Genomic DNA, 24,077 nt, shown 5'->3' with positions numbered 1-24,077 from the left:
CGTGCGCCGACGGCCACCGTCCGCCACACGTGGGCGTCACTGCCAGTCGACGACGATGCGGTTCAGCGGCGTGTCGAAAGCGAAGAGGCCCGGGCGCCGGCTGATGGCGGGGGCGTCGAGGGGCTGGATTCCGAACGTGGCCTCACGGCCGCGGTACTCGCGGTCCCAGGTGCGGACGGCGTCGGCGACCTGCGCGGCCAGCTCACCGCTGCCGGGTCCGTGGCCGATGACGCCGAACTCCCAGAGCTTGCCGCCCTCGGGAGTCCTCTCCGCAGACAGGCGCCGGGTGAGGTACGCGACGGCACCCTTGTCGACGGCCGCGGTCGACGAGGGGTAGGGGTCCTCCGTGAGCAGAGTGCCCTTGGCGCTCCGGGGGAACAGCATCCGGATCAGGCCGGAGGGAAGGGAGCAGGTCACGTACAGCTCCATCCACTCCGGTGACTCCATGGCGCGGACCGTCGTGCCGGTCCACTCCTCGGTGCGCGGCTGCTCCAGGACGCCGCTGAGCGCGTCGGCGTCGATGTTCTGACCGGCGGGGGCCTGAAGCCGGACGGTGCCGTCCGCGCTGAGTGGGATGACGCGGCGGTCGTCGTCGGCGATGCCGCGACGGAGCGGCATGAAGGTGTTCATCTCGCTGCCGAGGGACACCCAACGGCCGTCGCGCTGCTCGTAGGCGATGGAACGGGACACGGTGCCCTTGAGGCGCTGGGGGACGAGGAGCCGCCCGCCGGGCGCGAGCTGCTGCAGCCAGGCGTGCGGCACGCCGTGCGCGCCGACGGTGGCGATGATCCGGTCGTACGGCGCTCCTTCGGCGTAGCCGAGGGCTCCATCGCGGGTTACGGCCTTGACGTTGGTGATCCCGGCGGCGGTGAGGTGCGCGCGGGCACCCTCCACGAGGTCGTCGTCGACGTCGAGTGTGGTCACGTGTCCGCTGTCGCCGACCAGGTGAGCGAGCAGAGCCGCGTTGTAGCCGGTGCCGGCGCCGACTTCCAGGATGCGCTGGCCGGGCTGGGCGTCGAGCTGGTCCAGCATGAGTGCGACGACGCCCGGCTGGGAGGCGCAGGAGATCGAGGTGCCGTCGGTGTCGTACTTGATGTGCACCGGTGCGTTGGCGTAGGCGTCTTCGAGCGACGCATCGGGCACGAACGCATGGCGCGGCACGGTCCGCAGCGCATTCTCGACGTCGGGCGTGCGAGCGTGCCCGTCCGCGCGAAGCCGGTCGACCAGGGCGTTGCGGAGGCGCTCGGCGTCCGCCGTGGGGGTGGCGATCGTGTCGGGGTTCACCGCGCCGACGCTATCGGTCTCGGTCGTTGCCTCAGCGGGAGACGCGGTGTCGTCACTCGATCCCATGACTACCTCTCGTGCGATGGTGGACAGGGCGCCTTGGTCTCCCCAGAGGAGACCGGCGCGATTGGAGTGGAAGATCACGTGGTGGGCGATGACGGCGCGCAGACCACGAGTGAGAGCACCACGATGGGCCAGGGCAGCCAGCGAGGCACCCGCCCGCGCGAATGCCGCCACCCAGCCGTCGTGCCCGGCAAGGGGGCCACTCGGGCGACACAGGCTATGGGCGTCTACGGTCATCAGCTTCCGCATCGCGCGGCTCAGTTCGGTGGCTCGCTCGGAGGACAGGGGGCCAGTGGCCGGCCGGAGCGCAGCGACCTTCGCCCACACGCCGCCCTGCTCGAACCAGTCCAGGCCGGCCGCCCGCATCATCGTGCTCGCCAGCAGCACGGCGGTTTCCCGGTGCCCAAGGTTCCCCAGGCCGGGCCGGTAGCCAAGGAGGTGGCGGCTGTCCTGGTGGAACAGCTCGTGAGCGACTTCCATGGCCTCGGTCCCGCCGAAGGCATCCGTCTCGGGCTCATAGATGTGGGGCAGCCACGACATGGCCGTGCCGTCCTGGACGAGGTCACTCAGCAGCGTTTCGACGGCTGCTGAGGGCTGGTCAGCGCGGTACCGCAGCGGCCAGGGCTGCTTGTTCATGAACCACCAGCCGGTGAGCTGCCTGTCCCGTTCGGCCGTGAAGAGGACAGGGACGATGCGTTCGGAGATGGCGCGCTGAGCGCTCTCGCGGTCAGAGAAGGTGATGTTGTGTTGCTGCCAGCGGTCCGGGGGCATGCAGGGGTCCTTCGTGGTGACGGAGTCAGGCGATGAGCAGGCAGGCGTCCCAGGGGGTTCGGGGCGGTGCGGCGGTGCTGGATGCGAGGAGAGCCAGGCCGATGCCGGCTGCGCCGTCGAGGAGGCCGGGGCCGCGCCCCCCGTCCTGCATGAGCCTCGTGGCGGCGTGTGTCGGATCGGTGCCCGGCGGGTGGACTGCGGCCAGGAGTGCCGGGATCGTGGCGCGGAGCTGTCCGATGGTCGAGGGATGAGCGTCGTCGGCCGCGCGGGCGGCGAGGTGGGCAAGGCCGGCGAACCCGTGGCATAGGCCGTTGTCCGTCGTGGCCTTGAGCTGGGCGGGGTCGGTGAGCGCGGCCACGAGCGCGTTCTCGGCGTACACCTGGCGGCGGGGGTCGCCAAGAGCAAGCGCGGCTAGTTGTTGGGCGCGGGCGAGACCGGCGGTGCCGTAGCACCAGGACGGCCGCCGCGGCGCGGACGGGGCGCGGTGGCCGCTGCGCAACTCGCGCCGGGTGACCCAGTACGGCCAGGCTGGGCCTCGGCCAGCGTCCTCTGGCCAGCGGTCCAGCCACGCCAGGATCCGGCGCAGTGCTTCGCTGTGGCCGTTGACGCAGGTGCCGTGCCGGGCGGCGAGCGCCAGCAGCGCGAGCACGCCGCCGATGCCGTGCGCCATGCCGCTGTTGGCGTGCCCGCCTGGGAAACGGTTGTCCGGGCGGCCTGAGGGCCCCGTAGCCGTCCACCAGCCCGGCAGGGTCTCTCCGGCGCACGTGATCGGTCGGGTGAGGCGTACGCAGTATTCGAGGATGGCGAGCAGGGTGGGGGCGCCGGCGTCGCGGCGCAGGAGGTAGGCGCCGTAGCCGGTCAGGCCCCGGATGGTGTCGAACTCGGCGAGCGCTGGGAGGCGCCCGGCATCCATACGGCGGTGAGCGGCGCCGACGCGGTGGCCCACGTCGGCCGCCAACTGCCGGTCGAGAGTGTCAAGAGCGCGCCGGTAGGCGCCGGGCAGGTGGTCGGCGGCGCAGGCCAGTGCGTGCGCGAAGGCGGGTGCCCCGTAGAAGGGGTGGCTGTCAGGGCCGCTGGTGAGCGGTTCCCGGGAGGCGGCGGCGAGCCAGTCGTGGGCGCGCTGCCACGATCCGATCCCGGCTGCAGCCCGCTCGATGTGCAGGAGCGCGATGCCGGGGAGGCCATGAGCGAGGTGCTGCCGACGTGAAACCGCTGGCCCGGGGAGCGCCCTGTGGGGATCGGCGAGCTGTTCGGCGATGGCGTCGGCCAGGTCCAGCGCGGCCTGTGCGGTCACGGTGTCCTCCCAGTGGTGCGGGCTGTCCAGGCGAGGGCGGCAGCGCGGGCGAGGTGGAGGCAGATCTCTTCTTCGGGGAAGTTCACGGCGATGTGCCGTACGAAGTGGACGTGCAGTAGCGAGGTCAGGACGTCGTCGAGGGCGATGCCCTGCGTGTGGGGCCCCGGCAGGTGCCGCCGGTAGGCAGCGAGCGCCGCGTCGCGATCGGCCCACGCCGACACGATGGCCGCTCCTCCTGAGGCGCCACGCAGTGCCGTCCAGTCGTCGCCTGGGTCGGCCAGACGTACGGCATCGGTGAACTGCGGGCGCGGTACGGGCGCTGGGGCTGTGGGCGGGATGTGGTCGATCAGCCAGCGCATCCCGGCTTGGGTGCTGCCGAGGAACGCGGAGGCGATAGAGACGGTGTGGGCTGCCACCAGCGTGCGCTCGTGGGGGCGCCGTGGCTGGGAGAGTTGGGTCAGGATGGCCCGCGAGTCCGCCCGGAACACCTCCTCGGCCGCGTCCCATGCCCCGCCGGAGCCCCAGCGGCCCATCTCTCGGTAGGAGGTGGGATAGCGCAGGTCCGCCAGCAGACCGGCGCCGCGCAGCTCGTCGGCCCACGCGCTTACCGTTCGAGCCGTCTCGGTGAACGCCTCCGGGGCGGAGAGCGCGATGCGCAGGCGCAGGTGCTGTTCGGGGTCACGGAAGCGGATGAACCACCAGGGCGGGCCGCCGAGCCGTCCAAGGAGATCAGGCAAGTGGCGGGAGAGCAGGGTGTTCTGGCGGCGAGCGTCTCCGTACAAGGCGGCCAGGAGCACCGACGAAGCGGCCGGGGTCTGCATCTGGGCCGGGGAGAGGGCGCGGGCCGGGGTGGGGGCGGGCAGCGCTGGCCACGCAGGCGGCCGGATCGCCCTGAGCGGCACGACCACCTCGTGGGCGCGACCGCTGCACCAGCCGTACGCCTCCGGTTTCGCGGCCTCAACGAGCACGGCGAGGCCCACTCGGTCGAGGTGGTGGCGCAGCAGGGTCCGGTGGCCGGCCTGGTCGAGGTCGAAGAAGAGGCATCGGTCGTCCTCCACGAGGGAGACCCTCCGAGGCAGCCTGCGCCGGGCCCGCCAGTCGGTGAGGGCGGCGTCCCATTCGGCCCGAGGGCGTGCGCGGCCGGGCAGCTCTGACGCCTCCAGTCGCCAGCGGGCCAGGGCGAGCACCGTGCGCCCGTACCGCAGGCGCGGTAGGAACGGCATCGCCGCTGCGGCGCCCCAGTCGAACACTGTGACCTGCACGCATTGAGCGCGGGACAACTCGATGAGGAATCGCACCAGCGGCGGAGTGTGCGTGTGGAGGTTCAGCGCGTGCATCCCGACGGCCTCGATGCGCTGGCCGCGCCCGGGGGCAGCCAGGTACATGCGGCGGCCGTCGCACCCCACCGCCAGATCCGCAGGCGTGAGGACCTCTTCGGTGAGGGCGCGGTGTTCCCGGAGGCTGATCACGGTCGGCAGGACTCGCGGGGCGCGCGTGACGTGGGCGCTCTCGGGCAGGAGCGGCGGAAAGGAGAGCTGCGCGGGCACGGTGTTGCTGTCGGCGGTCGGAAGGTCAGCCAACTCGGCGGCCAGGGCCTCCCGGTCGGCCGGGGCCAGGACGCTGAGGAACCGGCCCGTGGAGACGCCGAGGCCGCGGGACACGCTCACGACCTCCAGCCGGAACCGCCCGCGCTGCAGCTCACCCACGCTTGCGGCGTGAACCCGCACCCCGACCTCCAGGTGCGGCGGCATACGTGGTTCGTCGGGCCCTACGTCCAGGGCGTCGATCAACTCGTCGGTGAGGACCACCTCGTTGCGGCCGTCGAGCGCGGCGGCCTGCGCGAGCCGTACCAGGGTGTCATCCCGAGCGGAGACGCGTGGCCGGCGCGCGCCAGGCGGGGTGCCCGGATAGCCGTCGGGATAGCCGGTGCCGCTGTCCGTGACGACTTCCTGGAGTGGCACCATCGTGCCGATGCCGTAACGCTCGTAGAAGCGCTGGTGGTACGCACCCCACGCCGCGGTGCCGTACGGGCGGGCACTGACTCGGGTGAGGATCAGGGCGGCGCGCTCGATCTCGCGGGCGACCGCGTCCGGCAGTACGAGCTGAGCGTCCAAGCGCAGGTCGAGCGCGACAGGGTGGCGGCGCAGATCCGGTACGAGGGCCTTCATCCGCGCTGCGACCCTGTCCCGCCCGCCGCGCGAAGCGCACTCCTTCAGACCTGTCCGGATCGTCCGGAGCTCGCGCACCGTCTCCGCGACCGGGGGGAGCGTATCGGCGTCGATCAGGTCGAGCTGGTCGATCAGATGTCGGAGGGCGTCGGTCTCGGTGCTCGGCGCATGCAAACTCGTGATCAGTACGCGCCGCTGGATCAGCTCCACCAGCAGCCGGTCTACCTTCTCCGGTCCCGCCTCGGGGAACTCCGCCCGGAGCTTGTCCGCGAGCGCACCCACCCGGACAGGTGCCCGCGCCGCGGCGAGGACCGCGCGCACGGGCTCGGTCAGAGCGAGGGACACCTCGACCGCACGAGTCCGACCGTTTCGGGCATCGGATTGAAACGGCACGACGAGCCGGTCACCGCGGTTCGTCACGGTGTTGTTGACGACCACGGACAGCCGTTCGAGGAGGTCGGGGCAGGACTCCAGCCTCTTGACGACGGCGGCCAACCACTCCGCGCCCGCATGGCCGACGGCCACATGCTCCACACCCCAGCGTGCGCCCGCCCGAGGACCGAACCTCGCGATGGTCACACCGGCGAAGAGCCCGAACGGCGTCGCCCGGTGCTGGGAACGCAGGAGGTAGCGAGCCACGGACAGCGCCGTACGCCGCGCGTCGCGTGTTGACGGCTCATTGGCCGTGCATACCGCCCGTACTCGCGCGGCCAGGACCGGGCTCGCGTGCTCCAGGGCTTCGGCGAGGTCGCTGTTCGCCCATACCTTGCGCAGCCACGTGACGCAGGAGACCACGCCGTCGGGAGAGCGATCGCCGAGGTCAGGTAGCGCAGACGGCGGTGCCGGCCGAGCAATGGCTCGTACGAGCGCGGTCCTGCCGGTTCGGAACGCCGGGAGCGGAGCAGCCACCACTACCTCCGTAGGTGAGGAACGGGCAGCTGGTGCCGCCGCGCCACGAGGCGCGACGGCACCGGCTGTAGGAACCTGGAGCCTTGGATCAGGCGACGTTGGTGGTGCAGGCGCCGCAGGTGGTTCCGCAGTTGTCGTCGGTCAGGTTGACCAGGCCCGCTGGGTCGGCCACGTCGACGAGGGAGACGTCCAGGTCGAAGCCGTCCCACGTCCCCGAGGCCTGCTGCCTCGGCTGGGTGCTGCTCGGTACTGCGGTGCTGCGTGTCATGCCAACTCCTCTGAGGTGGAAATGTCGTTGTGCGGTGGTGCCCGCCTCCGGCCGCACGGCACAGCACCGCGCGGTCGAGGGCGGGAGTCTGGTCGGACGGCAGCCGGCCGCCGCTGCACGAGGTAGGCGACCGCCTGGTCCTTGAGGCGACGCCGGAGGCGAGCGGCATCCGGGACGGGCCGGGGTCACTGTGGCCGGAGTGCTCGTTCGTCGCTCCTGGCGTGGAGTTCGGCCCAGACCTCCTTGCCCCATGGGCGCCTGTCCGGGCCGTGCAGGTCGTAGCCCCAGCGGTCGGCGAGCCTGTGAATCAGGAGCAGGCCGCGGCCTGACTCGTCCTCCTCACCAGCCCGGCCGAGGATCGGCAGGCGCAAGGGTGCTCGGTCCACCACTCCGACACGTACCTGTGTCGCGCAGGGCCGTCCAACGATCAGGCGGATCGAGTGGCACGAGGTGTGCCTGACAGCGTTCGCGATCAGCTCTGTCATGATCAGTGCGGCGATGTCGGCAAGGGGTTCGAGGTGCCATACGTCGAGGGCGTCGCGGACGAGCTTGCGGCCGATCGCGGCGGTGGCCGGCTCGCACGGGGAGGTCTGGCTGTAGGCGGGATGACCGGTAGGGGCGGACTGAACGGGCGTGAACAGACTCGTCATCGGGTTGAGCCTTCGCGTTGTCTCGGCGCCCGGCTCCCCCTGAGAAGAACTCAGATGCGGGCCCGGGCCGTCAACAGCCACCCGCACCGGAGGGAACGGCGGGCGGTCAGCAACCAGACAACTCCCTTTTGCATCAGGGTGATTAGGGCGATCCGCCGCCTTGCTGAGGGAAAGACCTAGGGCGATTTGACCTTCTCTTGGCATGATGGGCGAGCGGTGGCGGGGCTACCGTGTGTCCATGGACACCACGCGCAACGTCGTTCTTGAGGCGTGGATGGCCGAACACGGCTACAGCTCCAACAGCCTTGCTGACGCTGTGAACAGGGCGTTAGAGCGGCTGACCGGACGGCCTGGCGGCCTCGACGGCTCATCGGTCCGGGCCTGGAAAGCTGGCCGGGTCACGTGGCCCAAATCGGCTACCCGCAAGGCACTTGAGGACGTCAGCGGCCTGCCGGCCGTCTCTCTAGGGTTCGTGCCACGGGGTCGGGCTCCAGCCACCCCGTCCCCACCGCAGCAGGAGGACCCCGACATGAAGCGCCGTACCCTCGTCGGCGGCATCGCGGCGGCTGCCGCCGTCGCAGCAGCCGCGCCCGGCACCGCATCCCCACGACGCATCGGCATGAGCGACGTCGACCGTCTACAGAAGCGCTTCGCCGAGATCATCGCCAGCGATCACCGCCACGGCGGCCAACTCGGCATCGAGCAGCGGGCTGCCGCACTGGCCGACGAGGCGCTGAACCTGCAGAACGCCGGCAGCGCCACCCAGCGGGTACGCAGCCGCCTCTACGCCTCCGCAGCGGCGTTCCGCTCCTCGGCTATGTGGGCCGCCATCGACGGCCGCCGTTACGACATCGCCAAGGCCCACATGCGAGAGGCTCAGGCCCTGGCCGAGATGTCCGGCGACCAGGCGATCAAGTTCCGCATCTGGAGCCACTCGGGGACCATGTACCGGCACATGGGCAGGCCCGCCGACGCGCTCGCGGCGAACGACGTCGCCCGCAACCTGCACATCACCCGCCGTGACCCGCTGTTCGCCTGCTTGGGACACGCCCGCCAGGCCGCCACCCTCGGCCTCACCGGCGACACCGCAGCCGTACGGCATGCCCTCGGCTGCGCTCAGGACGCACTCGAACGTGCCGATCTGGATCTCGCTCGCCCGGTGTGGATGGCTGCTGTCCGCGACGGAGCCGAGCTTGAGACACTTGCTCTGTCCGCGTACCTCCGCCTTGGCAACTTCGAACAGGCCGAATCGCACGCCCACCGAAGCCTGACCCTGCTCCGCCCCCAGATGCAGCGCGACCGCGCCCTCAACACTGCCCGGCTCGCACACGCCCAGCTCGGACAGGGCGACGCCGACGCCGCCACGGCCACCGCAATGAAGGTCCCTGCTGACGTGGCCACCCAGCACGCCCGGGTGACGCGCATGCTGCAGGAGTTCGGGGCCGCGCTGCGCGCCACCGCGCCCGGCAGCACCATCTTGGAGACCTGGACCGAGCACACCGCCTCCTGGAGGATGGCCGCATGACCACGGCGCCCGCCATCGAACTGCGCACGTTCACCTCCCTCGACACCGTCCGCGGTGACCTGCTCGACGTGTACGCCGAGGTTCGCGCCCCGCTCCTCCACCTGCCGAACTACGCGGTCACCGCGTTCGGCGAGCGCCTGGATCGACACGGCGGCGAGCCAGGGTTCACGGCCGTCCTCGCCTACGCGGACGGGCACCCGGTCGGCTACGCCTACGGCAACACCATCAAGCACGGCGACCGGTACTGGCAGCGCATCAGCCCGTTGCCGACGGAGAAGTACACCACGCGTCCGGCCGTGGCCCTGAAGGAGGGCGGCGTCCGGCCGGCCTGGAGGAAGACCGGCACCGCCCGGCGTATCCATGACGCCCTCCTCGCCACACGCGACGAGCCCTTCGCCACCCTCATGGTCAACCCGGCCGCCGGCGACGGAAAAGTCCACGCGCTCTACAAGTCGTGGGGGTACGAGGACATCGGACAGAGCCAGCCGTCACCAGCCTCGCCGGTGCTCACCGTAATGATCCGCCCCATCCACTGACGGATCCAGAGGTCGAACTTACCTTGTCGCGACTGTCCGAACGCCGTTGCCCATCGGCCTCACGAACGCAAAGCAGAGGGCATCCCTGCCTCCACCGCGATCGCAATCCGCCTCATCGAGTTATCGTAGAATTTTCCCATGGAGGTGGTTAGCGGTATAGGTTGGGTGGGCGGAGCGGTGATAGGTCGGGGGGAGAGGGCTGGGGCGGCCACGGAGTGGCGCGGAGGACACGCAAACCATCTGACAAGGTACGCCTTGAGGTATGGGTCCGCAGCGGAGGCAGATGCGTTCTGTGCAACGAGTACCTGCTTGAAGGTCCCATGTCAGCTCGCACCCTGAACCTGGGTGGGCGGTGCCCGGTCGCTGATGCAGAGGAGGAGAATGACGAAGGCCGTGCCTCTCGGGGGTAAAGCCGTTGAGGCGCCTTCCTGGTTCGGCGTCTTTACCTCGGGTGGCCCTTGTCAACCAGCGACCCAGGCGACGGCTGATCTGCGCACTCCTACCTGAAGGTGCGACGGCATGGCGCCTGCCTGTGAAACCCGATGTAGAACCGCAGGCGCAGCGAGCAACACCTGCCTGTGTCGGCAGAGGGTCACTGCAAAAACAGTGGGCGCATGAGACTGTGGCAGTCAAGTGGTATTGACGTGCGAGATTATATGCTCGGCTACTATGCGGCAGGACTCAAGCCAGGAAGAGCCCCGATCGGCGAGGAGCCGGGCATGCCGACAGAGGTCGAGCGACTTGACATCAATGAACTCGGCCACCTACTGCGAGAACGTCGAGGCAGCTTGTCGCTACGGCAGCCGCTGCGGAAGCTGGCGTCGCAGCACAATGCTTCGTGTCGAGGCCGGCGCACAGCCTGACCTCACATCCTTCACCGCTCTATGCGCATGGCTTGGCCTGCCGCCAAGCCGTCTTCACTCCTGTGATGGTTTGCGAGGTTTCTCCATGGGGCCAGGCCATTACCCATCTGCGTGCCGACGCATAACTCTCCGATGAGGCCGTCGGATAAATCAGCTCTGTCTTGCGGGATCTCTAAAGCGCCTTGGCAAGAGACAGCGCATCGACGAAGCCTGCCGTGGGATGCCGCCTGAGCCTCCCCCTCTCTGCGCCCTGGCTTATCTACAAAGCCCGCCTCGCTACTCAGCGACATGAACGACGAACTGCACCGCCTAGTGGAAGTCGGTGAGCTGTGACCTTGCCGAGCAAGGCCAACACCGAACATCAAGCCCTGGCCCGGCGCCGGGCGGGCCCCACGGACGGCGCCGTCACCGTCACCCGGTGGGTTCGATGCGGAGGACGGCGGCGGTGTCGAGGATCTCGACGACCTGGAGGCTCATCGCGTCGTTGATGGTCGCGGCGGGGCCGGGGGAACAGCGCAGCTCGACGCCGCCGCCGCCCGCCGAGGAGACGCCGCCGCCACCGGCGCAGCCCGAGACGCCGAAGCCCGAGCCCGTCAGCGGCGCGGTCATCTCGACCGCGTCGCCGGTGATCGCCGTCACCTCGATCGGCCCGAGACCGTACGTCTCCGGCACCGTCACGACGTCACCCACGGCGACCTCGATCTCGCACGTCCCGTCAGCGCACGGCCCGGTCGGCGAGGGTGACGGCGCGGCCGTCTCCTCGGGAGCCGGCGTGGGGGTGGACGCCGGTGGCCCGGAGTCGGACACGCTGGGCCGGCTCTCGGCGGTGGACCCGTCCGAAGAATCCGAGGAACACGCTGTCAGAGCCGCGAAGGCGACAGCGACGGCGACGGCGGTGGACGACGTTCTACGCACCATGGTTGTCATGGAACCCCTCCCGCGCCCCAGGGTATCGGGAGGGCACGCGGACCGCCCCGCGGGCGCGGGCACGTGTCGCCGGTCCGCGCGGGAGGGCGTGGTGGGCGGCGGGGCGCCACCCGTTCGGACCGCTTCCGCTGGCGCGCCAGCTCCCGGTGGTGGGTGATGGGGGAGCGCGACCCGGAACGCCGGGTCGCGCCGGTCGTGCTCCCCACCGCGCCCCGAGGTGTTCCGATGGCTCCGCACCCGCCCCTCGCCCCCGCCGCCGGGCCCACCACGGTCGGCCCGCCGGCCGCCCCCACGCCGGACCCGACCGACGTCGCCCGGCTGGTCACCGAGATCGAACGCTGGCTGGAGCGGGCGGCACCGCCGTCCGGCGACACCCCGCCCGGGCCCGGTCCGCGCACCGCGCCGGCCGCGCCGGGGTGGGACGTCGCTGGCCTCGTCCGGCTCGGCCTGGCCGAGCTCACCGAGCTGGAGCGGCTGCGGGAGCGGGCGCGCCGGGCCGCCCGGCCGCGCGGGGCGGCCCGGCTGGCCGGTGCCCTCGGCCGCCGCCCGCGCCGCGCGCGCACCGCCTCCGCCCAGCTGCGCGCGGCGGCCGCGCTGCTCGCCTCGGGTGGCTGGTGCCGGGGGGTGCTCACCGACGAACGCCGCCACCACTGCGTGCTGGGCGCGCTGTTCGAGGCGCCCGCCGACCCGGACTGCGTGACCCGTGCCGTCGTCCACCTCCGGGCCGAGCTGACGGCGCTCGGCGCGGTGCGCTCCGGGCGTGGGCCCGGCGGCCCGCGCGCCGAGGTCGCCTCCTGGAACAACTCCCCGGCGACCACCGAGGGCGCGGTGCTGGACCTGCTGGAACGCGCCGCCCGCCGCGCCGAGGCGGCGGGCGACTGACTGATCGGAGGCGTTCCGGAGTCCGACTAGGAAGGTTCCAGGAAGCGCGCACCCGGGCCGGGCGTACGGTGGACGTCTCCTGGCGGCAGACGCGTGTGTCCTGCCGCGCACTCGAGGACGAGCCGGACGGGCTGCTCGCAGGTGTCCGCCCCGACGGACTTGTGCCGGACGATGACCGACGGCCCCTGCGGATCGGCGAGGTACTTGTCGCCCCATTCCAGCAGCGCCACCAGCGTGGGTCGCAGATCCAGCCCCTGTTCGGTGAGCTGGTACTCGAAGCGCTGCCGGTCACCGGGGTCCTGGTAGGGGATCCGCCGCAGCACCCCGGCCGCCACGAGCGTGTTCAGCCGGTTGGTCAAGAGGTTGCTGGCGATACCGAGGCGGGTCCGGAACTCCCCGAACCGGCGTGCGCCGTCGAGTGCCTCACGCACGATCAACAGCGACCACCGCTCACCGACCACCGCCAGGGCCCGCGCCACTGAGCAGTTCACCGGGTCGATCCTCCGCTTCCCGTTCACGCCTTTCACCCTATCGATCTGGGTTGACAATCTCCACTCAGCCTTCCTAGTGTCCCCTCCGGTCTGAGTTGAGAAAATAAATCCAGGAGGTGGGGGCCGTGCCCATGCTCGACGTGTACATCCCTGACGGCGCACTGGAGCCCGAGGCCGAGGCGGCGCTGGTGAACCGGATCACCGAGATCCTCATCCGTCACGAGGGGTTCGACCCCGCCGATCCGGTGACCCGCGCGGTGTCGTGGGTGTTCGTCCACCGGCCGGCCGCTGTCTACGTCGGCGGAGGACTCGCGGACGCGCCCCGCTACAAGGTCGTCCCCTCCGTGCCGGAAGGGCAGCTCGACGAGCGTGGGCGCGCCGGCGTCGTCGCCGAGATCACCGAGGCGATCCTCGACGCCGAGAACGGTGAGTGGCCGCGCGACCCGGGCCGGATCTGGGTGTTCCCCACCGAGATCCCCGAGGGCCACTGGGGCGGACGCGGGCGGATCACCCCCCTCGCGGCCATCCTCACCCGGCTCACCGGCCACGACGCCGAGCGGGCTCACGCGCTCGCGGCCGAGCGCATCGCCACCAGCCGGGCCGAACACGCCCGCGTGCCGTAACGGCCGGCCGCTCGGCGGCCCGCGTCGGTGCCGTCCGCCGCACAGCACCGAACGCGGTTGCCGCTCCCCGAGCCTCATCCGCCGGGCCTGGACGACCCGCCGTTGGGGCGACGGGCCGAGGCGACGCCCGTGACCCGGCCATCCGCGTGGCCGCCAAGGTGACGGCTGCCGACCGGCTCAGCCGGCGTGGGAGTCCTTCCGCGCGGGCTCGGTCCGCGCCTCGGCCGTGTGCTCAGCGGCGGCCGGATCGTCGAGCTCGTGCGGGGCGGGCGCGGCGTCCGCCGGCTGCGGCCGGGTGTCCCGGCGCATGGTGAGCGCGAAGACGGCGGAGGCCAGGGCGATCACCGCGAGCACCACGTAGACCATGCGGTACGCCGGCAGCTCCGGCTGCGGCTCGGCGGCCGGGGCGCCGGCGGCGGAGTTCGAGATCAGCAGCGCGGCCACGAAGGCCGGCGCCAGGGCCATGGACAGCTGCCGGACCACGCTGCTCAGCGTCGAGGCCTGTCCCACGTCGCCGGCCGGCATGGTGCTGAAGGAGACGACGGTGGTCGGCATGAACACCCCGCCCATGCCGAAGCCCAGCAGGAACATGTACAGCCGGAAGGTCCACAGCGAGGTGTCGGCGTCGCTGGTGGCCATCAGCGCCAGCACCACGGCCACGCAGAGCAGCCCGCTGGCGATGATCCACGCCGCGCCCACCCGGTCGTACACCCGGGCCACCAGCTGCACCGCGAGCAGCACCCCGATGGCCTCGGGGAAGGTGCTGCTGCCGGACTCCAGGGCGGTGCCGCCCTGGACCTCCTGGATGAACAGGGGCGTCATGTACATCGCCCCCATGAACGGCACGAGCCCGATCAGGTTCAGCACGTTGGCGTCGCGGAACAGCCGGTTGCCGAACAGGCGCAGCCGCAGAATCGGTTCCGCGGTGCGGAGTCCGACGACCACGGTCAGCACCAGCAGCACCGTGCCGACGGCCAGCGCTCCGACGATCGGCGGCGAGGTCCAGCCCTGCCGGGCCCCCTCGCTCAGGCCGTACATCAGCAGCGACATCGCCCCGGCGGAGAGCAGGAAGCCGGGCAGGTCGAAGCGGCCGGCGTTCGGCTCCCGCTGGTTCTCCAGGAACAGCAGACCGAAGACGACCGCCGCCAGGCCGAACGGCAGGTTGACGTAGAAGACCCAGCGCCAGGAGAGCTCGTCGACGAGGAACCCGCCGAGCATGGGCGCGATGGACGGGGCTATCTGCTGGGGCAGGGTCATCGTCCGGGAGGCCCGCACCCGCTCGTGCGCCGTGAAGGTGCGGAAGAGCATGGCGCCGGCCACCGGGGTGAGCAGGCCGCCGGCCAGGCCCTGCACGGCGCGGTACACCACGAGCTCGCCGAGGCTGCCGGCCAGCCCGCACAGCGCCGAGGAGGAGGTGAACAGGAGCATGGCGGTGAGCAGCACCGGCTTCGCGCCGAAGCGGTCGCCGAGCCACCCGGATATGGGTATGGCGACGCCGACGCAGACCGGATAGATCACCACGACGCTGTTGATGCCGGCCGCCGACGTGCCGAACTGGTGGGCGATGGCGGGGAGCGCCACGGTGGTGATGGCGCCGTCCATGACCACGAGGAAGAACGTGGTGACGAACATGACGGGTACGACCAGACGCTGGCTGAGGCGAGCGCGGGGCATGGTCTTCCTTTCCCGGGGCGCCACGGCGGTCGACCTACCGGCGTGCGTCGTCGCACGGCACGGACCCGGCCAGGACACGGGTGGGTACCGGGGACAGTGGGGAGGGGGTGACTCGCGGGGTAGGACGGCTCCGGCCACGCCGCGAATATGATGAGTATATTCACTATGAGTGGGCACACAACCTGCTGGCCGGGGGTGGCCCGCAACGGCCGACCCAGGCCGGCGGGGGAGACGGGGCATGCGAGCGATGGCTGGACCGAGAAGCAGTGACATCCTGATCGACGAGTTGTTCGCCACCACCACACGCCTGCGCGGCTACGTCGACGCCCAGCTGCGCGCGCACGGCATGTCGGTGGCCCGGCTGCGGGTGCTGCGCACCCTGGCCCGCTCGCCGGAACCGCTGCGCATGCGGGACCTGAGCGACCGGCTGAACATCGCCGCCCGCTCGGCCACCACGCTGATCGACTCGCTGGAACGGGAGGGGCTGGTCACCCGGCTGCCCCACCCCAGCGACCGCCGGGCCTACCTGCTCGCCCTCACCGACGCCGGCCGGTCACGCCACGCCGAGGCCGAGAAGGTGGACCAGGTGGCGCTGGCCACGGCGACCAGCGGACTGGACCAGGCCGACCGCGCCCGACTGCGCGAGCTCCTCGCCGCGCTGCGCGCCTCCGTGCCCGACGCGCCGCCCGGCCCCCCGCCGGAGGACTGACCCGGTGGGCGGGACCGCCCGGCGCCGGGGTCAGCGGGGCGGCGCCGCCGGCGGGGGCGGGGGCCGGCGTGGTCGGGCGGGTGCGGCCGCGGGGCATCCGCCGCCGTTCCCCGGGTAACCGCGTGCCGCTACCGCCGCACCAGAGAGGCACGCGATGACCACACTCACCGTCTTCGGGGCCGGCGGCGACCTGGCCGCCCGGTACCTGTTCCCGGCCCTCGCCGACCTGCTCGCGGCCGGCCGGCTGCCCGGCGACTTCCGGCTGCGCGGCGCCGACCGGCGCGACTGGGACGACGACTCCTTCCGCCACCACGTGCGCGCCGCCGTGGCCGGCCACCCGCCGGGCGGCGCGCGGGACACGGCGGCCGAGCTGGCCCGGCGGGCCGACTACGCCGTCACCGACGTCACCGACGCCGCGGCGGTCGCGGAGGCGCTGAAGAACCTCGACGGACCCCTGGTGGTCTACCTCGCGCTGCCCGCCCGGCTCTTCGAGCCCTGCGTGCGCGCCCTGCGCGGCGCGGGGCTGCCCCCGGACAGCCGCGTCGTCGTCGAGAAGCCCTTCGGCGTGAGCCGGGAGTCCGCACGGACCCTGAACGCCCTGCTGTCCGACACCGTCCCGGAGACCCAGGTCTTCCGGATCGACCACTTCCTGGCCAAACAGACCGTCCAGAACGTCCTGGGCCTGCGGCTGGCCAACCGGGTCTTCGAGTCCGTGTGGAACGCCCAGAACGTCGAGCGGGTGGAGATCGCCTGGGAGGAGACCCTGGCGCTGGAGGGCCGCGCCGGCTACTACGACCGCTCCGGGGCGCTGCGCGACATGCTCCAGAACCACCTGCTGCAACTGCTCTGCCTGGTCGCCATGGAGCCGCCGCGCACCCTCGGCGAGCGGGACCTGCGCGACCGCAAGGTAGACGTGCTGCGCTCCATCCAGCCCACGGATCCCGAGGCGGCCGGCCGGCACAGCGTCCGCGCCCGGTACACCGCCGGCACCGTGGACGGGCAGCGCGTCCCCGACTACACCGGCGAGGTCGGCGTCGATCCGGCCAACCGCACGGAGACCTTCGCCGAGATCACCGTGCACGTCGACAACTGGCGGTGGGCCGGGGTCCCCTTCCGGCTGCGCTCCGGCAAGGCGTTCGGCCGCCCGCGCAAGGAGATCGCGGTGCACTTCCGGCCCGTGCCGCACCTGGCCTTCGACCAGCCGCACCAGGCGGTCCCGAACGTCCTGCGGCTCACCCTCAACCCGGACACCATCACGCTGGACGTCAACCTCAACGGCTCCGGCGACCCGTTCGACCTCGACCCCGCGGCGCTGCGCGCGGACCTCGCCCCGCAGGAACTCCCCGCCTACGCGCGGCTCCTCCTCGACGTGCTCTCCGGCGACCCCAGCCTGTTCATCCGCGGGGACGAGGCCGAGGAGGCCTGGCGGGTCGTCGAACCGGTGCTGGAGGCGTGGGCCCGCGACCGCGTCCCCCTGCTGACCTACCCAGCCGGCTCCACCGGACCGGCTCCCGCGGCGGGCTGACGCGCCGGGGAGCCGCGCCCCCCGGCGCGGGCGGTGTCCGGATCGCCGCCCCGCCGGCCACCGCCCGGGGGCGGTACCCCGGTAGCATGCCGTGGCACCCCCGGACGACCCGCCGGGGCATCCGCACGACTGCCAGGGAGACCAGCGTGCCCGCACGGCCGGTCGGGGACACGGCCGTCCCCCACACCGGGGCGAGCGCGGTGGCGAACGCCGCCCCCGCGCGGCCGCCCGCCCCCCTGCTGGACGACCTCATGCCATGGAGCATGCCCGGGATCCGGACGGGCCGCGACTGGGTGGTCGCCCCCGACCCGGAGACCCTCCGGCTGCGCTGGCGCACCCTCCTGGCCGGCGACGACCCGGAGCACCGGGCCGCCCTGCTGGGGGTCACCCGCCGGCGCACCCCGCACAGCGTGGTGGCGGGTCTGCCCGGGCACCCCGCCACCTCCACCGCCCCCCTGGCCGAGGAGGGCGGCCCCTGCCCCGAACCGGTGCGCTTCCTGCGCGGCCCCTGGGACCGGCAGTGGATCATCCCCGACCACCGCCTGATCGACTCCGCCCGCCCGGAGTGGTGGCGCGCCGTCGGACCCGAGCAGTGGTCGATCCTCGCCCCCGCCCCGGCGGACCGCTCCGCCGGCGACGGGCTGGTGGCCACCGCCGACCCCGCCGACGCCCGGTTCCGCCGGCGCGCCGCCCGCGTCCACCCGCTGTACCGCTCGGCCGACACCCGCAGCCCCAACCTCGCCCCCGGGCTGCTGCCCCTGCTGGAGCGGCGGCTCGGCCTCGCGGTCGACCCCGAGGACGTCGCCGCCTACACCGTCGCGCTGCTCGGCCACCACGGCGCGACCGGCCCGGCGCCCCGGCCCGCCGCGCCCGCCGACGACGGGTGGCGGGTGCCGCTGACGGCGGATCCGCAGCTGTGGCGGCGGGGCGTGGAACTGGGCCGCCAGGCGGTCTGGCTGCACACCAGGGGGCGGCGGTGCGCCGATCCGGCGGCGGGCCGGGAGGGCGGCCGGCCCCGACTGCCCGGCGGTCGGCGCCCGTTCGTGCGGGAGAGCCTGGTCGGGCCGGGGGCGCCCGCCCCGGACGCCGTGGCGTGGGAGCCGGCAGGCGCCGAGAGCACGGACTCGCTGCTGGTCGGCGCCGGGCGGGTGGCCCCGGTGTCCCGGTCGGCGTGGGAGTACCGCTGCGGCGGCGAACGGGTCCTCGGCACCTGGTTCGCGGCCCGGGAGCCCGCCCGGCGGGGCGACGGCGAGCCGTTGGCGGCCGTCTTCCCGACGACCTGGCCCAAGGAGTGGACCAGCGACCTGCTGGACCTGGTCAGCCTGCTGACCCTGCTCGCCGAGGCCGAACCCGAGCAGCGCCGGTGGCGCCGCGCGGTCGCCGAGGCAGCGACCATCGACGCGGCGGAACTGCGCGCGGCCGGGGTGCTCCCGGTGCCGGCGTCCGCGCGTCGCCCCGCCGGGCTGCCCATCCACCCCGAGGAGGGGCCCGGCGGGCAGACCCCGCTGTGGTGACGGCCCGCGTCCGGGGCGCCGTCGACCCACCCGATCGGACCTGCCCGGCCTGCGGGATCCGCCGGCCGGCCGGAGACTGCTGGCAGGGCGCGCCCCCCGTTACGCCGCCGCTGGAGGACACCATGCAGATGCCGGTCATCAACGAGTGCGCCGTCGACGCCTGCGCCTACAACCAGGAGCACGCCTGCCACGCCCTGGCGATCACCGTCGGCGGACGCGACCACGCCCAGTGCGACACCTACTTCCCCGACCTGCCCACCGGTGGCGACCCCTCCGGCCCCGGCCACGTCGGCGCCTGCACGATGGCGGACTGCCGTCACAACACCGACCTGGAGTGCCAGGCGCCCGGCATCGACGTCGGCTACCACGCCAGCGCCGTGGACTGCCTGACCTACCAGCCCGCCTGACCGCCGCCGATCCGCCGCCGGCCGCCCGCGCCGCGGCCGGGTCAGCCGGGCGAGCGGTCACCCGCCCGCCGCTCGGCACCGGGTGACGCCGCGGCGGGGGACACCGGAGCCGGCGCCGGCCGCGTCGACGCGGACCGGGCCGGCGCGGACGGACCGGGCGCCGCCGGCGTCCCGGCGGCGGACGACTGCCCGGCCGCCGGCTCGTGGCTCCGCACCACCGTGCCGGCCCGCTCCCGGCGCCCGCCGCGCGCGGCCCCGATGCCGGCGACCACCACCAGCAGGGTGCCGAGCGCCTGGGCCGGCCCGGGCGCCTGGGCGAGGACCACCAGGCCGATCAGCGTGGCGATGGCCGGCTCCAGGCCGGCCACCGTGCCGTAGGCCGTGCGGGTCAGCCGCCGCAGCGCCTCCATCTCCAGCGCGTAGGGCAGCAGCGGCATCAGCACGGCGATGCCCGCCGCCGCGGCGATCACCCCGAGGTCCGGTTCGGACAGCACCGGCGGCGCGCCGAAGGGCAGGGCGACCAGCGAGGCGGCGGCCATCGCCACGGTGAGCCCGTTGACCCCGGAGAAGCGGTCGCCGACGACCTGGGTGGTCAGCACGAACAGCGCCCAGCACAGCGCCGCGCCGGCGGCGAACAGCAGCCCGACGGCGTCCCCGCCGCCCTGCCACGGTCGCGTCAGGCACAGCAGCCCGGTCGCGGCGAGCACGATCCACAGCAGTTCCTGCCGCCGACGCATCGCCAACACGGCGACCAGCAGCGGGCCGGTGAACTCCACGGCGGTGGCGGTGCCCAGCGGGACGCGGGCCACCGCCTCCGAGTAACAGAGCGTCATGCCGGCGCTGACGGCCCCCAGCAGCACGGCCGCGCCGAGGTCGGCTCGGCTGGCCCCGCGCAGCTCCCGCGCCAGGGGACGCCAGGTGAAGACGGCCAGGAAGACGGCGGCCCAGGATATTCGCAGCCACGCGGTGCCGGCGGGGCCCACCGCGTCGAAGAGGTGCGTGGCCAGCGCCGACCCGGTCTGCAGGGTCAGCATGCTGGCGATCATCAGCAGGGCGCCGGAGGCCGGCCCGGTGCGGACCGCGAGGAGCGGGAGGCGGGAGCGTGGAGCAGTCACCCTCCCATGAGAGCAGGCATATCTGTTTCCGTCCACGATCCTTTGGGGAAGTGATCTTTCACTTTTGGTGGATAATCGTCCCATGGACCTGACTCGCCTGAGGCTGCTGGTGGAACTGAGCAGGCTGGGAACGATGGGGGCCGTCGCCGAGGCGACCGGCTACCGCACCTCCGCCGTCTCCAAGCACCTCGCCGTGCTGGAGCAGGAGGTGGGCAACACGCTGCTGGTCCCGGTGGGGCGCCGGGTGCAGCTCACCGCGGCCGGCCGCCGCCTGGTGGAGCACGGCATCGGCATCCTGGCCGCCGTCGACGCCGCCACCGCCGAACTGCGCGGCGACAGCGAGCCCGCCGGGCTGGTGCGCATCGGCTCGTTCGCCACCGGCGCGGAGCAGGTGGTCGTGCCGGCCCTGGTCGAGCTGCGCCGGGAGCGCCCGCACATCGACGTGCGGGTCTACGAGCACGAGCCGGACGAGACCGTCGACCTGCTGCTCGCCGGCCGGATCGAGGTGGGCGTCATCTACGACTACCGCCTCTCCCCGCGGATCCTCCCCGCCGGCCTGGTCGCCCATCCGCTGTGGGAGGAGCCGATCATGCTGGCCATCCCCGCCGGGGACGGCGCCGGACCGCTGCTGCCCCCCGGCGAGGTCGACGTCGCTCAGCTGCGCCACCTGGCCGACGAGGCCTGGATCACCAACTCGCGCGGCAGCGACGACGACGAGGCCGTGCAACGGCTGTGCGCCCTCGCCGGCTTCAGCCCGCGCATCGTGCACCGCGCGGACAGCCTCCACCTGATCAACACCATGGTCGGCGCCGGCTGCGGAGTGGGGCTGCTGCCCCGCCTGGCCGCCCAACCGGAACGCGCCGACGTGGCGCTGCGCCCGCTCAGCGGCGTGCCCGCGACCCGGCGGGCCCTGCTGCTGCACCGCACCGGCCAGGACGTCTGGCCGCCCATCGCCGCGGTGCGCGAGCACCTGTCGGGCGCCGCCGCCCGGCTCCTGCCACCGCTGCCCGACCCGGAAGCTACCCAGGAGTAGCGCCCGCGGGCTAGACTCCCGGCGCGATCCACCGTCCGTGGGGCCGCCATCCGGATCTCACGACACGTCACCGACCGGCGCTGATCCCGTCGAAAGGGCATCACCAGATGAGCCGTCCGACCCCCGGCGAGGCCGAGGCACCTGGCACACCCGGGACACCCGCGCCCACCCGCAGGACCGCCGTCGTCACCGGTGCCGCCCGCGGCATCGGCGCCGCGACCGCCGTGCGCCTGGCCGCCGACGGGCACGCCGTCGCGGTGCTGGACCTCACCGAGGAGGCCGGCGCCGCGACCGTCGCCCGGATCCGCGACGCCGGCGGCACCGCGCTCGCCGTCGGCGCCGACGTCCGCGACGCCGCCCAGGTCGAGGCGGCCGTGGGCAGGGTCGCCGAGGAGCTCGGCGCGCCCACCATCCTGGTCAACAACGCCGGCGTGGTCCGGGACAACCTGCTGTTCAAGCTCAGCGAGGACGACTGGGACACGGTGATCGCCACCCACCTGCGCGGCGCCTACCTGATGTCCAAGGCCGTGCAGGCCCACCAGACCGCGGCCGGGTGGGGCCGGATCGTCAACCTCTCCAGCTCCTCGGCGCTGGGCAACCGCGGGCAGGCCAACTACGCCGCGGCCAAGGCGGGCATGCAGGGCTTCACCAAGACCCTCGCGATCGAACTGGGGAAGTTCGGGGTGACGGTCAACGCGGTGGCGCCGGGCTTCATCGCCACCGACATGACCGCCGCGACCGCCGCCCGGCTCGGGATGGATTTCGAGGACTTCCAGAAGGCCGCGGCCGAGACCATCCCGGTGCGGCGGGTCGGCCGGCCGGAGGACGTCGCCGACCTCATCGGCTACCTCTGCGACGACCGCGCCGGGTTCGTCTCCGGCCAGGTGATCTACGTGGCCGGCGGGCCGCTGGACTGACCCCGGGCCGACCGCGCCGGCCGGACGCCGCCGCCCGGACGCCCCCGGGCACGGCGAGGGCCGGGGCCCGGGCGGCCCGTCCCGCCCGGACCCCGGCCCGGCGTGTGGCGGCGCACCGGCGCGCCATCGCGGCTCGGCGCGGCCGCGTGCCCTCAAGCCAGCTGCGGAAGCGCCCGCACGCCGGCTCCGGGCAGGGTGAGCGCCTCCGGGTCGCCGGGGTTCACCGCGAGCCCCAGCGTGTCGGAGGGCCAGCCCGCGCCCAGCGCGGCCAGCGGCACCCGGCGGTACCGCTGCACCTGGGGCAGGGCGGCGGCGAGCTTCGGTTCGGAGGTGAAGACGGGCACCAGCTCGTTGCCCTCCTGCTCGAAGACCGGCAGACGGAGCACCCGCGGGTCCTCGGCGTCCACCTGCTCCGGATCCCCGGCCTCGGGCAGCAGCACGGTGCCGGCGGCGAGCTTCGACAGTGCGGCCTGCTGGTCGCCGCCGGTGGCGAGGTCGTGCAGGGCGACCTCGGTCGGCAGCCGACCCTCGCTGTTCGGCGTCTCGGTCATGTCGGTGGGCTCCTTGATCGACGGTGCGTCTTGGCGCGGTCCTCGTTCCTCCACCCCGCCCTCGGGCGTGGCGGCCCATGCCCGAGGCCGCGGCGCCCGGGTCCGACGGGGCCGCCGGCGTTCCCGGCCCGCGACACCCCGGTGACCCGGACTGCCTCGCCTACCCGGGCCGGCCACGGGCATGCCCGGGCGGGCCCACCGATTCCGACCGCCCGGCCGGCCAGCGCGCCGGCCCGGGACGCCACCCGGCCCACACGGCGCCCGGCCCCCACGCCGCCGGCGGTGGCGGACAGCGGCCGTCCTCCACCGCTGGCACACTTCGGGGACGTGAGAGCGACCTCCGTCCGCCTGCTGAAGCTGCTCGGCCTGCTGCAGACCCGCCGTGAGTGGTCGGGGGCGGAACTCGCCGACCGGCTGGGGGTGAGCACCCGAACCGTCCGCCGGGACGTCGAGCGGCTGCGCGACCTCGACTACCCGATCGACGTCGACATGGGCCCGGCCGGCGGCTACCGGCTGGGGGCCGGCGCCCGGCTGCCCCCGCTGCTGCTCGACGACGCGGAGGCGGTCGCGGTCGCCGTCGCGCTGCGGACCGCCGCCGGCAGCAACGTCGCCGGGGTCGGCGAGGCGGCGCTGCGCGCGCTGCTCAAACTGCGGCAACTGCTGCCGCGGCGGCTGCGGGCGCGGATGGACGCCCTGGAGATCTCCGCCGTGGACGCCCCCGAGCCGCCCACCGTGGACGCCGGGGAGCTCACCGCGGTGGCGGCGGCCTGCCGGGACCACCAGCGGCTGCGGTTCGACTACCGCGGCCACCACGGGGAGGAGGCCCCGCGCAGCACCGAACCGCACCACCTGGTGGCCTGGGGCGGCCGCTGGTACCTGGTGGCCTGGGACCTCGACCGGGCGGACTGGCGCACCTTCCGGGTCGACCGGATGTGCTGCCGGATCCCCACCGGGCCGCGCTTCACGCCGCGGGACCTCCCGGGAGGCGACCCCGCCGCGTTCGTCACCGCCGGCGTGGCGCGGATCTGGCCGCACCGGGCCACCGTGCGGCTGCACGCGCCGGCGGAGTCCGGCACCGCCCGCAGGGCCACCACCTACGGACGCATCGAGCCGGTCGACGAGCACAGCTGCCTGCTGCACTTCACCGCCGACACCCTGCACTCGCTGGCCTTCCTGCTCGGCGCGCTCGACGTGGACTTCGACGTGGTCGACCCGCCCGAGCTGGTCGGCGAACTGCTGCGCACCGCCGACCGGTTCCAGCGGGCCGCCCGGGGGCCCGCCGACGCCGGCGGCGCGCCGGAGGCCGGCGGCGGCCCGGGCGAGGAGACCGCGGGGGGCCGGGAGACCGCGGGGGGCCGGGGGGAGCCGTGACCCGCCG

General features: G+C 73.4%; 21 protein-coding genes. 11 read left to right on the top strand and 10 right to left on the bottom strand.

Going from position 1 to position 24,077, the window contains the following annotated elements:
* Positions 1–36: 36 nt before the first annotated feature.
* The 5 genes from fxlM to FHU37_RS09020 all read right to left on the bottom strand — a co-directional run bounded on the left by fxlM (position 37) and on the right by FHU37_RS09020 (position 7,407).
* Positions 37–2,118: a methyltransferase, FxLD system gene (fxlM, locus tag FHU37_RS09040; RefSeq protein ID WP_179813701.1), complete on the bottom strand. Its 2,082-nt coding sequence runs from the start codon at positions 2,116–2,118 to the stop codon at positions 37–39.
* A 25-nt stretch (positions 2,119–2,143) separates the two neighbouring features.
* Positions 2,144–3,412, bottom strand: a complete 1,269-nt coding sequence (locus FHU37_RS09035; RefSeq protein ID WP_179813700.1) for a lanthionine synthetase C family protein — start codon at positions 3,410–3,412, stop codon at positions 2,144–2,146.
* Positions 3,409–6,375 (bottom strand): lantibiotic dehydratase, encoded by a 2,967-nt coding sequence (locus tag FHU37_RS09030; RefSeq protein WP_312892511.1) that lies wholly within the window; start codon positions 6,373–6,375, stop codon positions 3,409–3,411. The genes FHU37_RS09035 and FHU37_RS09030 overlap by 4 nt, the downstream gene beginning before the upstream one ends.
* Positions 6,376–6,577: 202 nt before the next feature.
* Positions 6,578–6,757, bottom strand: coding sequence for an FxLD family lanthipeptide (locus tag FHU37_RS09025; protein WP_179813698.1), 180 nt, complete (start codon positions 6,755–6,757; stop codon positions 6,578–6,580).
* Between the two features lie 185 nt (positions 6,758–6,942).
* Positions 6,943–7,407: an ATP-binding protein gene (locus FHU37_RS09020; protein WP_179813697.1), complete on the bottom strand. Its 465-nt coding sequence runs from the start codon at positions 7,405–7,407 to the stop codon at positions 6,943–6,945.
* A 238-nt stretch (positions 7,408–7,645) separates the two neighbouring features.
* On the opposite strand from FHU37_RS09020, the gene FHU37_RS09015 reads away from it, so the two are divergent.
* Both FHU37_RS09015 and FHU37_RS09010 read left to right on the top strand, forming a co-directional pair.
* Positions 7,646–8,932 (top strand): NsdA family TPR-like regulatory protein, encoded by a 1,287-nt coding sequence (locus FHU37_RS09015; RefSeq protein ID WP_179813696.1) that lies wholly within the window; start codon positions 7,646–7,648, stop codon positions 8,930–8,932.
* Complete coding sequence (locus FHU37_RS09010; RefSeq protein ID WP_179813695.1) at positions 8,929–9,468, top strand: GNAT family N-acetyltransferase; 540 nt, start codon at positions 8,929–8,931, stop codon at positions 9,466–9,468. The genes FHU37_RS09015 and FHU37_RS09010 overlap by 4 nt, the downstream gene beginning before the upstream one ends.
* A gap of 1,274 nt (positions 9,469–10,742) precedes the next feature.
* Here the strand turns inward: FHU37_RS09010 and FHU37_RS27930 are convergent.
* Positions 10,743–11,021 (bottom strand): hypothetical protein, encoded by a 279-nt coding sequence (locus FHU37_RS27930; protein WP_179813694.1) that lies wholly within the window; start codon positions 11,019–11,021, stop codon positions 10,743–10,745.
* Between the two features lie 462 nt (positions 11,022–11,483).
* Here FHU37_RS27930 and FHU37_RS09000 point away from each other — a divergent pair, with 462 nt between their 5' ends.
* Complete coding sequence (locus FHU37_RS09000; protein WP_179813693.1) at positions 11,484–12,140, top strand: DUF6197 family protein; 657 nt, start codon at positions 11,484–11,486, stop codon at positions 12,138–12,140.
* Positions 12,141–12,166: 26 nt separating this feature from the next.
* Here FHU37_RS09000 and FHU37_RS08995 read toward each other — a convergent pair whose 3' ends face one another.
* On the bottom strand, positions 12,167–12,658 hold the full coding sequence (locus tag FHU37_RS08995) for a winged helix-turn-helix transcriptional regulator (protein ID WP_312892510.1): 492 nt from the start codon (positions 12,656–12,658) through the stop codon (positions 12,167–12,169).
* 98 nt (positions 12,659–12,756) lie between these two features.
* On the opposite strand from FHU37_RS08995, the gene FHU37_RS08990 reads away from it, so the two are divergent.
* Entirely contained in the window at positions 12,757–13,254 is a 498-nt protein-coding gene (locus FHU37_RS08990; RefSeq protein WP_179813692.1) for a Tautomerase enzyme, read from the top strand.
* 177 nt (positions 13,255–13,431) lie between these two features.
* Here FHU37_RS08990 and FHU37_RS08985 read toward each other — a convergent pair whose 3' ends face one another.
* Complete coding sequence (locus FHU37_RS08985; protein WP_179813691.1) at positions 13,432–14,928, bottom strand: MDR family MFS transporter; 1,497 nt, start codon at positions 14,926–14,928, stop codon at positions 13,432–13,434.
* A gap of 247 nt (positions 14,929–15,175) precedes the next feature.
* Here FHU37_RS08985 and FHU37_RS08980 point away from each other — a divergent pair, with 247 nt between their 5' ends.
* From FHU37_RS08980 to FHU37_RS08965, 4 genes are all read left to right on the top strand, one after another.
* Positions 15,176–15,637 carry a MarR family winged helix-turn-helix transcriptional regulator gene (locus FHU37_RS08980; RefSeq protein WP_179813690.1) on the top strand — a complete coding sequence of 154 codons (462 nt, stop codon included), beginning with the start codon at positions 15,176–15,178 and terminating at the stop codon, positions 15,635–15,637.
* A gap of 154 nt (positions 15,638–15,791) precedes the next feature.
* Entirely contained in the window at positions 15,792–17,162 is a 1,371-nt protein-coding gene (locus tag FHU37_RS08975; protein WP_179813689.1) for a glucose-6-phosphate dehydrogenase, read from the top strand.
* Between the two features lie 146 nt (positions 17,163–17,308).
* Entirely contained in the window at positions 17,309–18,676 is a 1,368-nt protein-coding gene (locus FHU37_RS08970; RefSeq protein ID WP_312892509.1) for a type ISP restriction/modification enzyme, read from the top strand.
* Between the two features lie 122 nt (positions 18,677–18,798).
* Positions 18,799–19,083 carry a DUF1540 domain-containing protein gene (locus tag FHU37_RS08965; protein ID WP_179813688.1) on the top strand — a complete coding sequence of 95 codons (285 nt, stop codon included), beginning with the start codon at positions 18,799–18,801 and terminating at the stop codon, positions 19,081–19,083.
* Positions 19,084–19,124: 41 nt separating this feature from the next.
* Here the strand turns inward: FHU37_RS08965 and FHU37_RS29255 are convergent, their stop codons facing one another.
* Entirely contained in the window at positions 19,125–20,198 is a 1,074-nt protein-coding gene (locus tag FHU37_RS29255) for an EamA family transporter (RefSeq protein ID WP_312892508.1), read from the bottom strand.
* A gap of 82 nt (positions 20,199–20,280) precedes the next feature.
* Between FHU37_RS29255 and FHU37_RS08955 the strand changes: the two genes are divergently transcribed.
* Positions 20,281–21,231: a LysR family transcriptional regulator gene (locus FHU37_RS08955; RefSeq protein WP_179813686.1), complete on the top strand. Its 951-nt coding sequence runs from the start codon at positions 20,281–20,283 to the stop codon at positions 21,229–21,231.
* Positions 21,232–21,338: 107 nt separating this feature from the next.
* A complete protein-coding gene (fabG, locus tag FHU37_RS08950) occupies positions 21,339–22,148 on the top strand; it encodes a 3-oxoacyl-ACP reductase FabG (RefSeq protein WP_179813685.1) in 810 nt (269 codons plus the stop codon).
* 152 nt (positions 22,149–22,300) lie between these two features.
* Here fabG and FHU37_RS08945 read toward each other — a convergent pair whose 3' ends face one another.
* A complete protein-coding gene (locus FHU37_RS08945) occupies positions 22,301–22,699 on the bottom strand; it encodes an SseB family protein (RefSeq protein WP_179813684.1) in 399 nt (132 codons plus the stop codon).
* A 327-nt stretch (positions 22,700–23,026) separates the two neighbouring features.
* Here FHU37_RS08945 and FHU37_RS08940 point away from each other — a divergent pair, with 327 nt between their 5' ends.
* Complete coding sequence (locus FHU37_RS08940; protein WP_179813683.1) at positions 23,027–24,070, top strand: helix-turn-helix transcriptional regulator; 1,044 nt, start codon at positions 23,027–23,029, stop codon at positions 24,068–24,070.
* Positions 24,071–24,077: the final 7 nt, after the last annotated feature.

The organism is Allostreptomyces psammosilenae, from assembly GCF_013407765.1.
Taxonomy (GTDB): domain Bacteria; phylum Actinomycetota; class Actinomycetes; order Streptomycetales; family Streptomycetaceae; genus Allostreptomyces; species Allostreptomyces psammosilenae.
Note: the sequence above shows the minus strand (reverse complement) of the source record. Positions and strands in the feature narration are given on the sequence as shown.

What these genes read in the sequence shown, in the direction of transcription:
- FHU37_RS09010 (WP_179813695.1), top strand. Translation starts at nt 8,929, where the DNA reads ATGACCACGGCGCCCGCCATCGAACTGCGCACGTTCACCTCCCTCGAC.
- FHU37_RS09025 (WP_179813698.1), bottom strand. Translation starts at nt 6,757, where the DNA reads ATGACACGCAGCACCGCAGTACCGAGCAGCACCCAGCCGAGGCAGCAG.
- FHU37_RS08955 (WP_179813686.1), top strand. Translation starts at nt 20,281, where the DNA reads ATGGACCTGACTCGCCTGAGGCTGCTGGTGGAACTGAGCAGGCTGGGA.
- fabG (WP_179813685.1), top strand. Translation starts at nt 21,339, where the DNA reads ATGAGCCGTCCGACCCCCGGCGAGGCCGAGGCACCTGGCACACCCGGG.
- FHU37_RS09020 (WP_179813697.1), bottom strand. Translation starts at nt 7,407, where the DNA reads ATGACGAGTCTGTTCACGCCCGTTCAGTCCGCCCCTACCGGTCATCCC.
- FHU37_RS08985 (WP_179813691.1), bottom strand. Translation starts at nt 14,928, where the DNA reads ATGCCCCGCGCTCGCCTCAGCCAGCGTCTGGTCGTACCCGTCATGTTC.
- FHU37_RS09000 (WP_179813693.1), top strand. Translation starts at nt 11,484, where the DNA reads ATGGCTCCGCACCCGCCCCTCGCCCCCGCCGCCGGGCCCACCACGGTC.
- FHU37_RS09015 (WP_179813696.1), top strand. Translation starts at nt 7,646, where the DNA reads ATGGACACCACGCGCAACGTCGTTCTTGAGGCGTGGATGGCCGAACAC.
- FHU37_RS08980 (WP_179813690.1), top strand. Translation starts at nt 15,176, where the DNA reads ATGGCTGGACCGAGAAGCAGTGACATCCTGATCGACGAGTTGTTCGCC.
- FHU37_RS08965 (WP_179813688.1), top strand. Translation starts at nt 18,799, where the DNA reads ATGCAGATGCCGGTCATCAACGAGTGCGCCGTCGACGCCTGCGCCTAC.
- FHU37_RS08975 (WP_179813689.1), top strand. Translation starts at nt 15,792, where the DNA reads ATGACCACACTCACCGTCTTCGGGGCCGGCGGCGACCTGGCCGCCCGG.
- fxlM (WP_179813701.1), bottom strand. Translation starts at nt 2,118, where the DNA reads ATGCCCCCGGACCGCTGGCAGCAACACAACATCACCTTCTCTGACCGC.
- FHU37_RS08945 (WP_179813684.1), bottom strand. Translation starts at nt 22,699, where the DNA reads ATGACCGAGACGCCGAACAGCGAGGGTCGGCTGCCGACCGAGGTCGCC.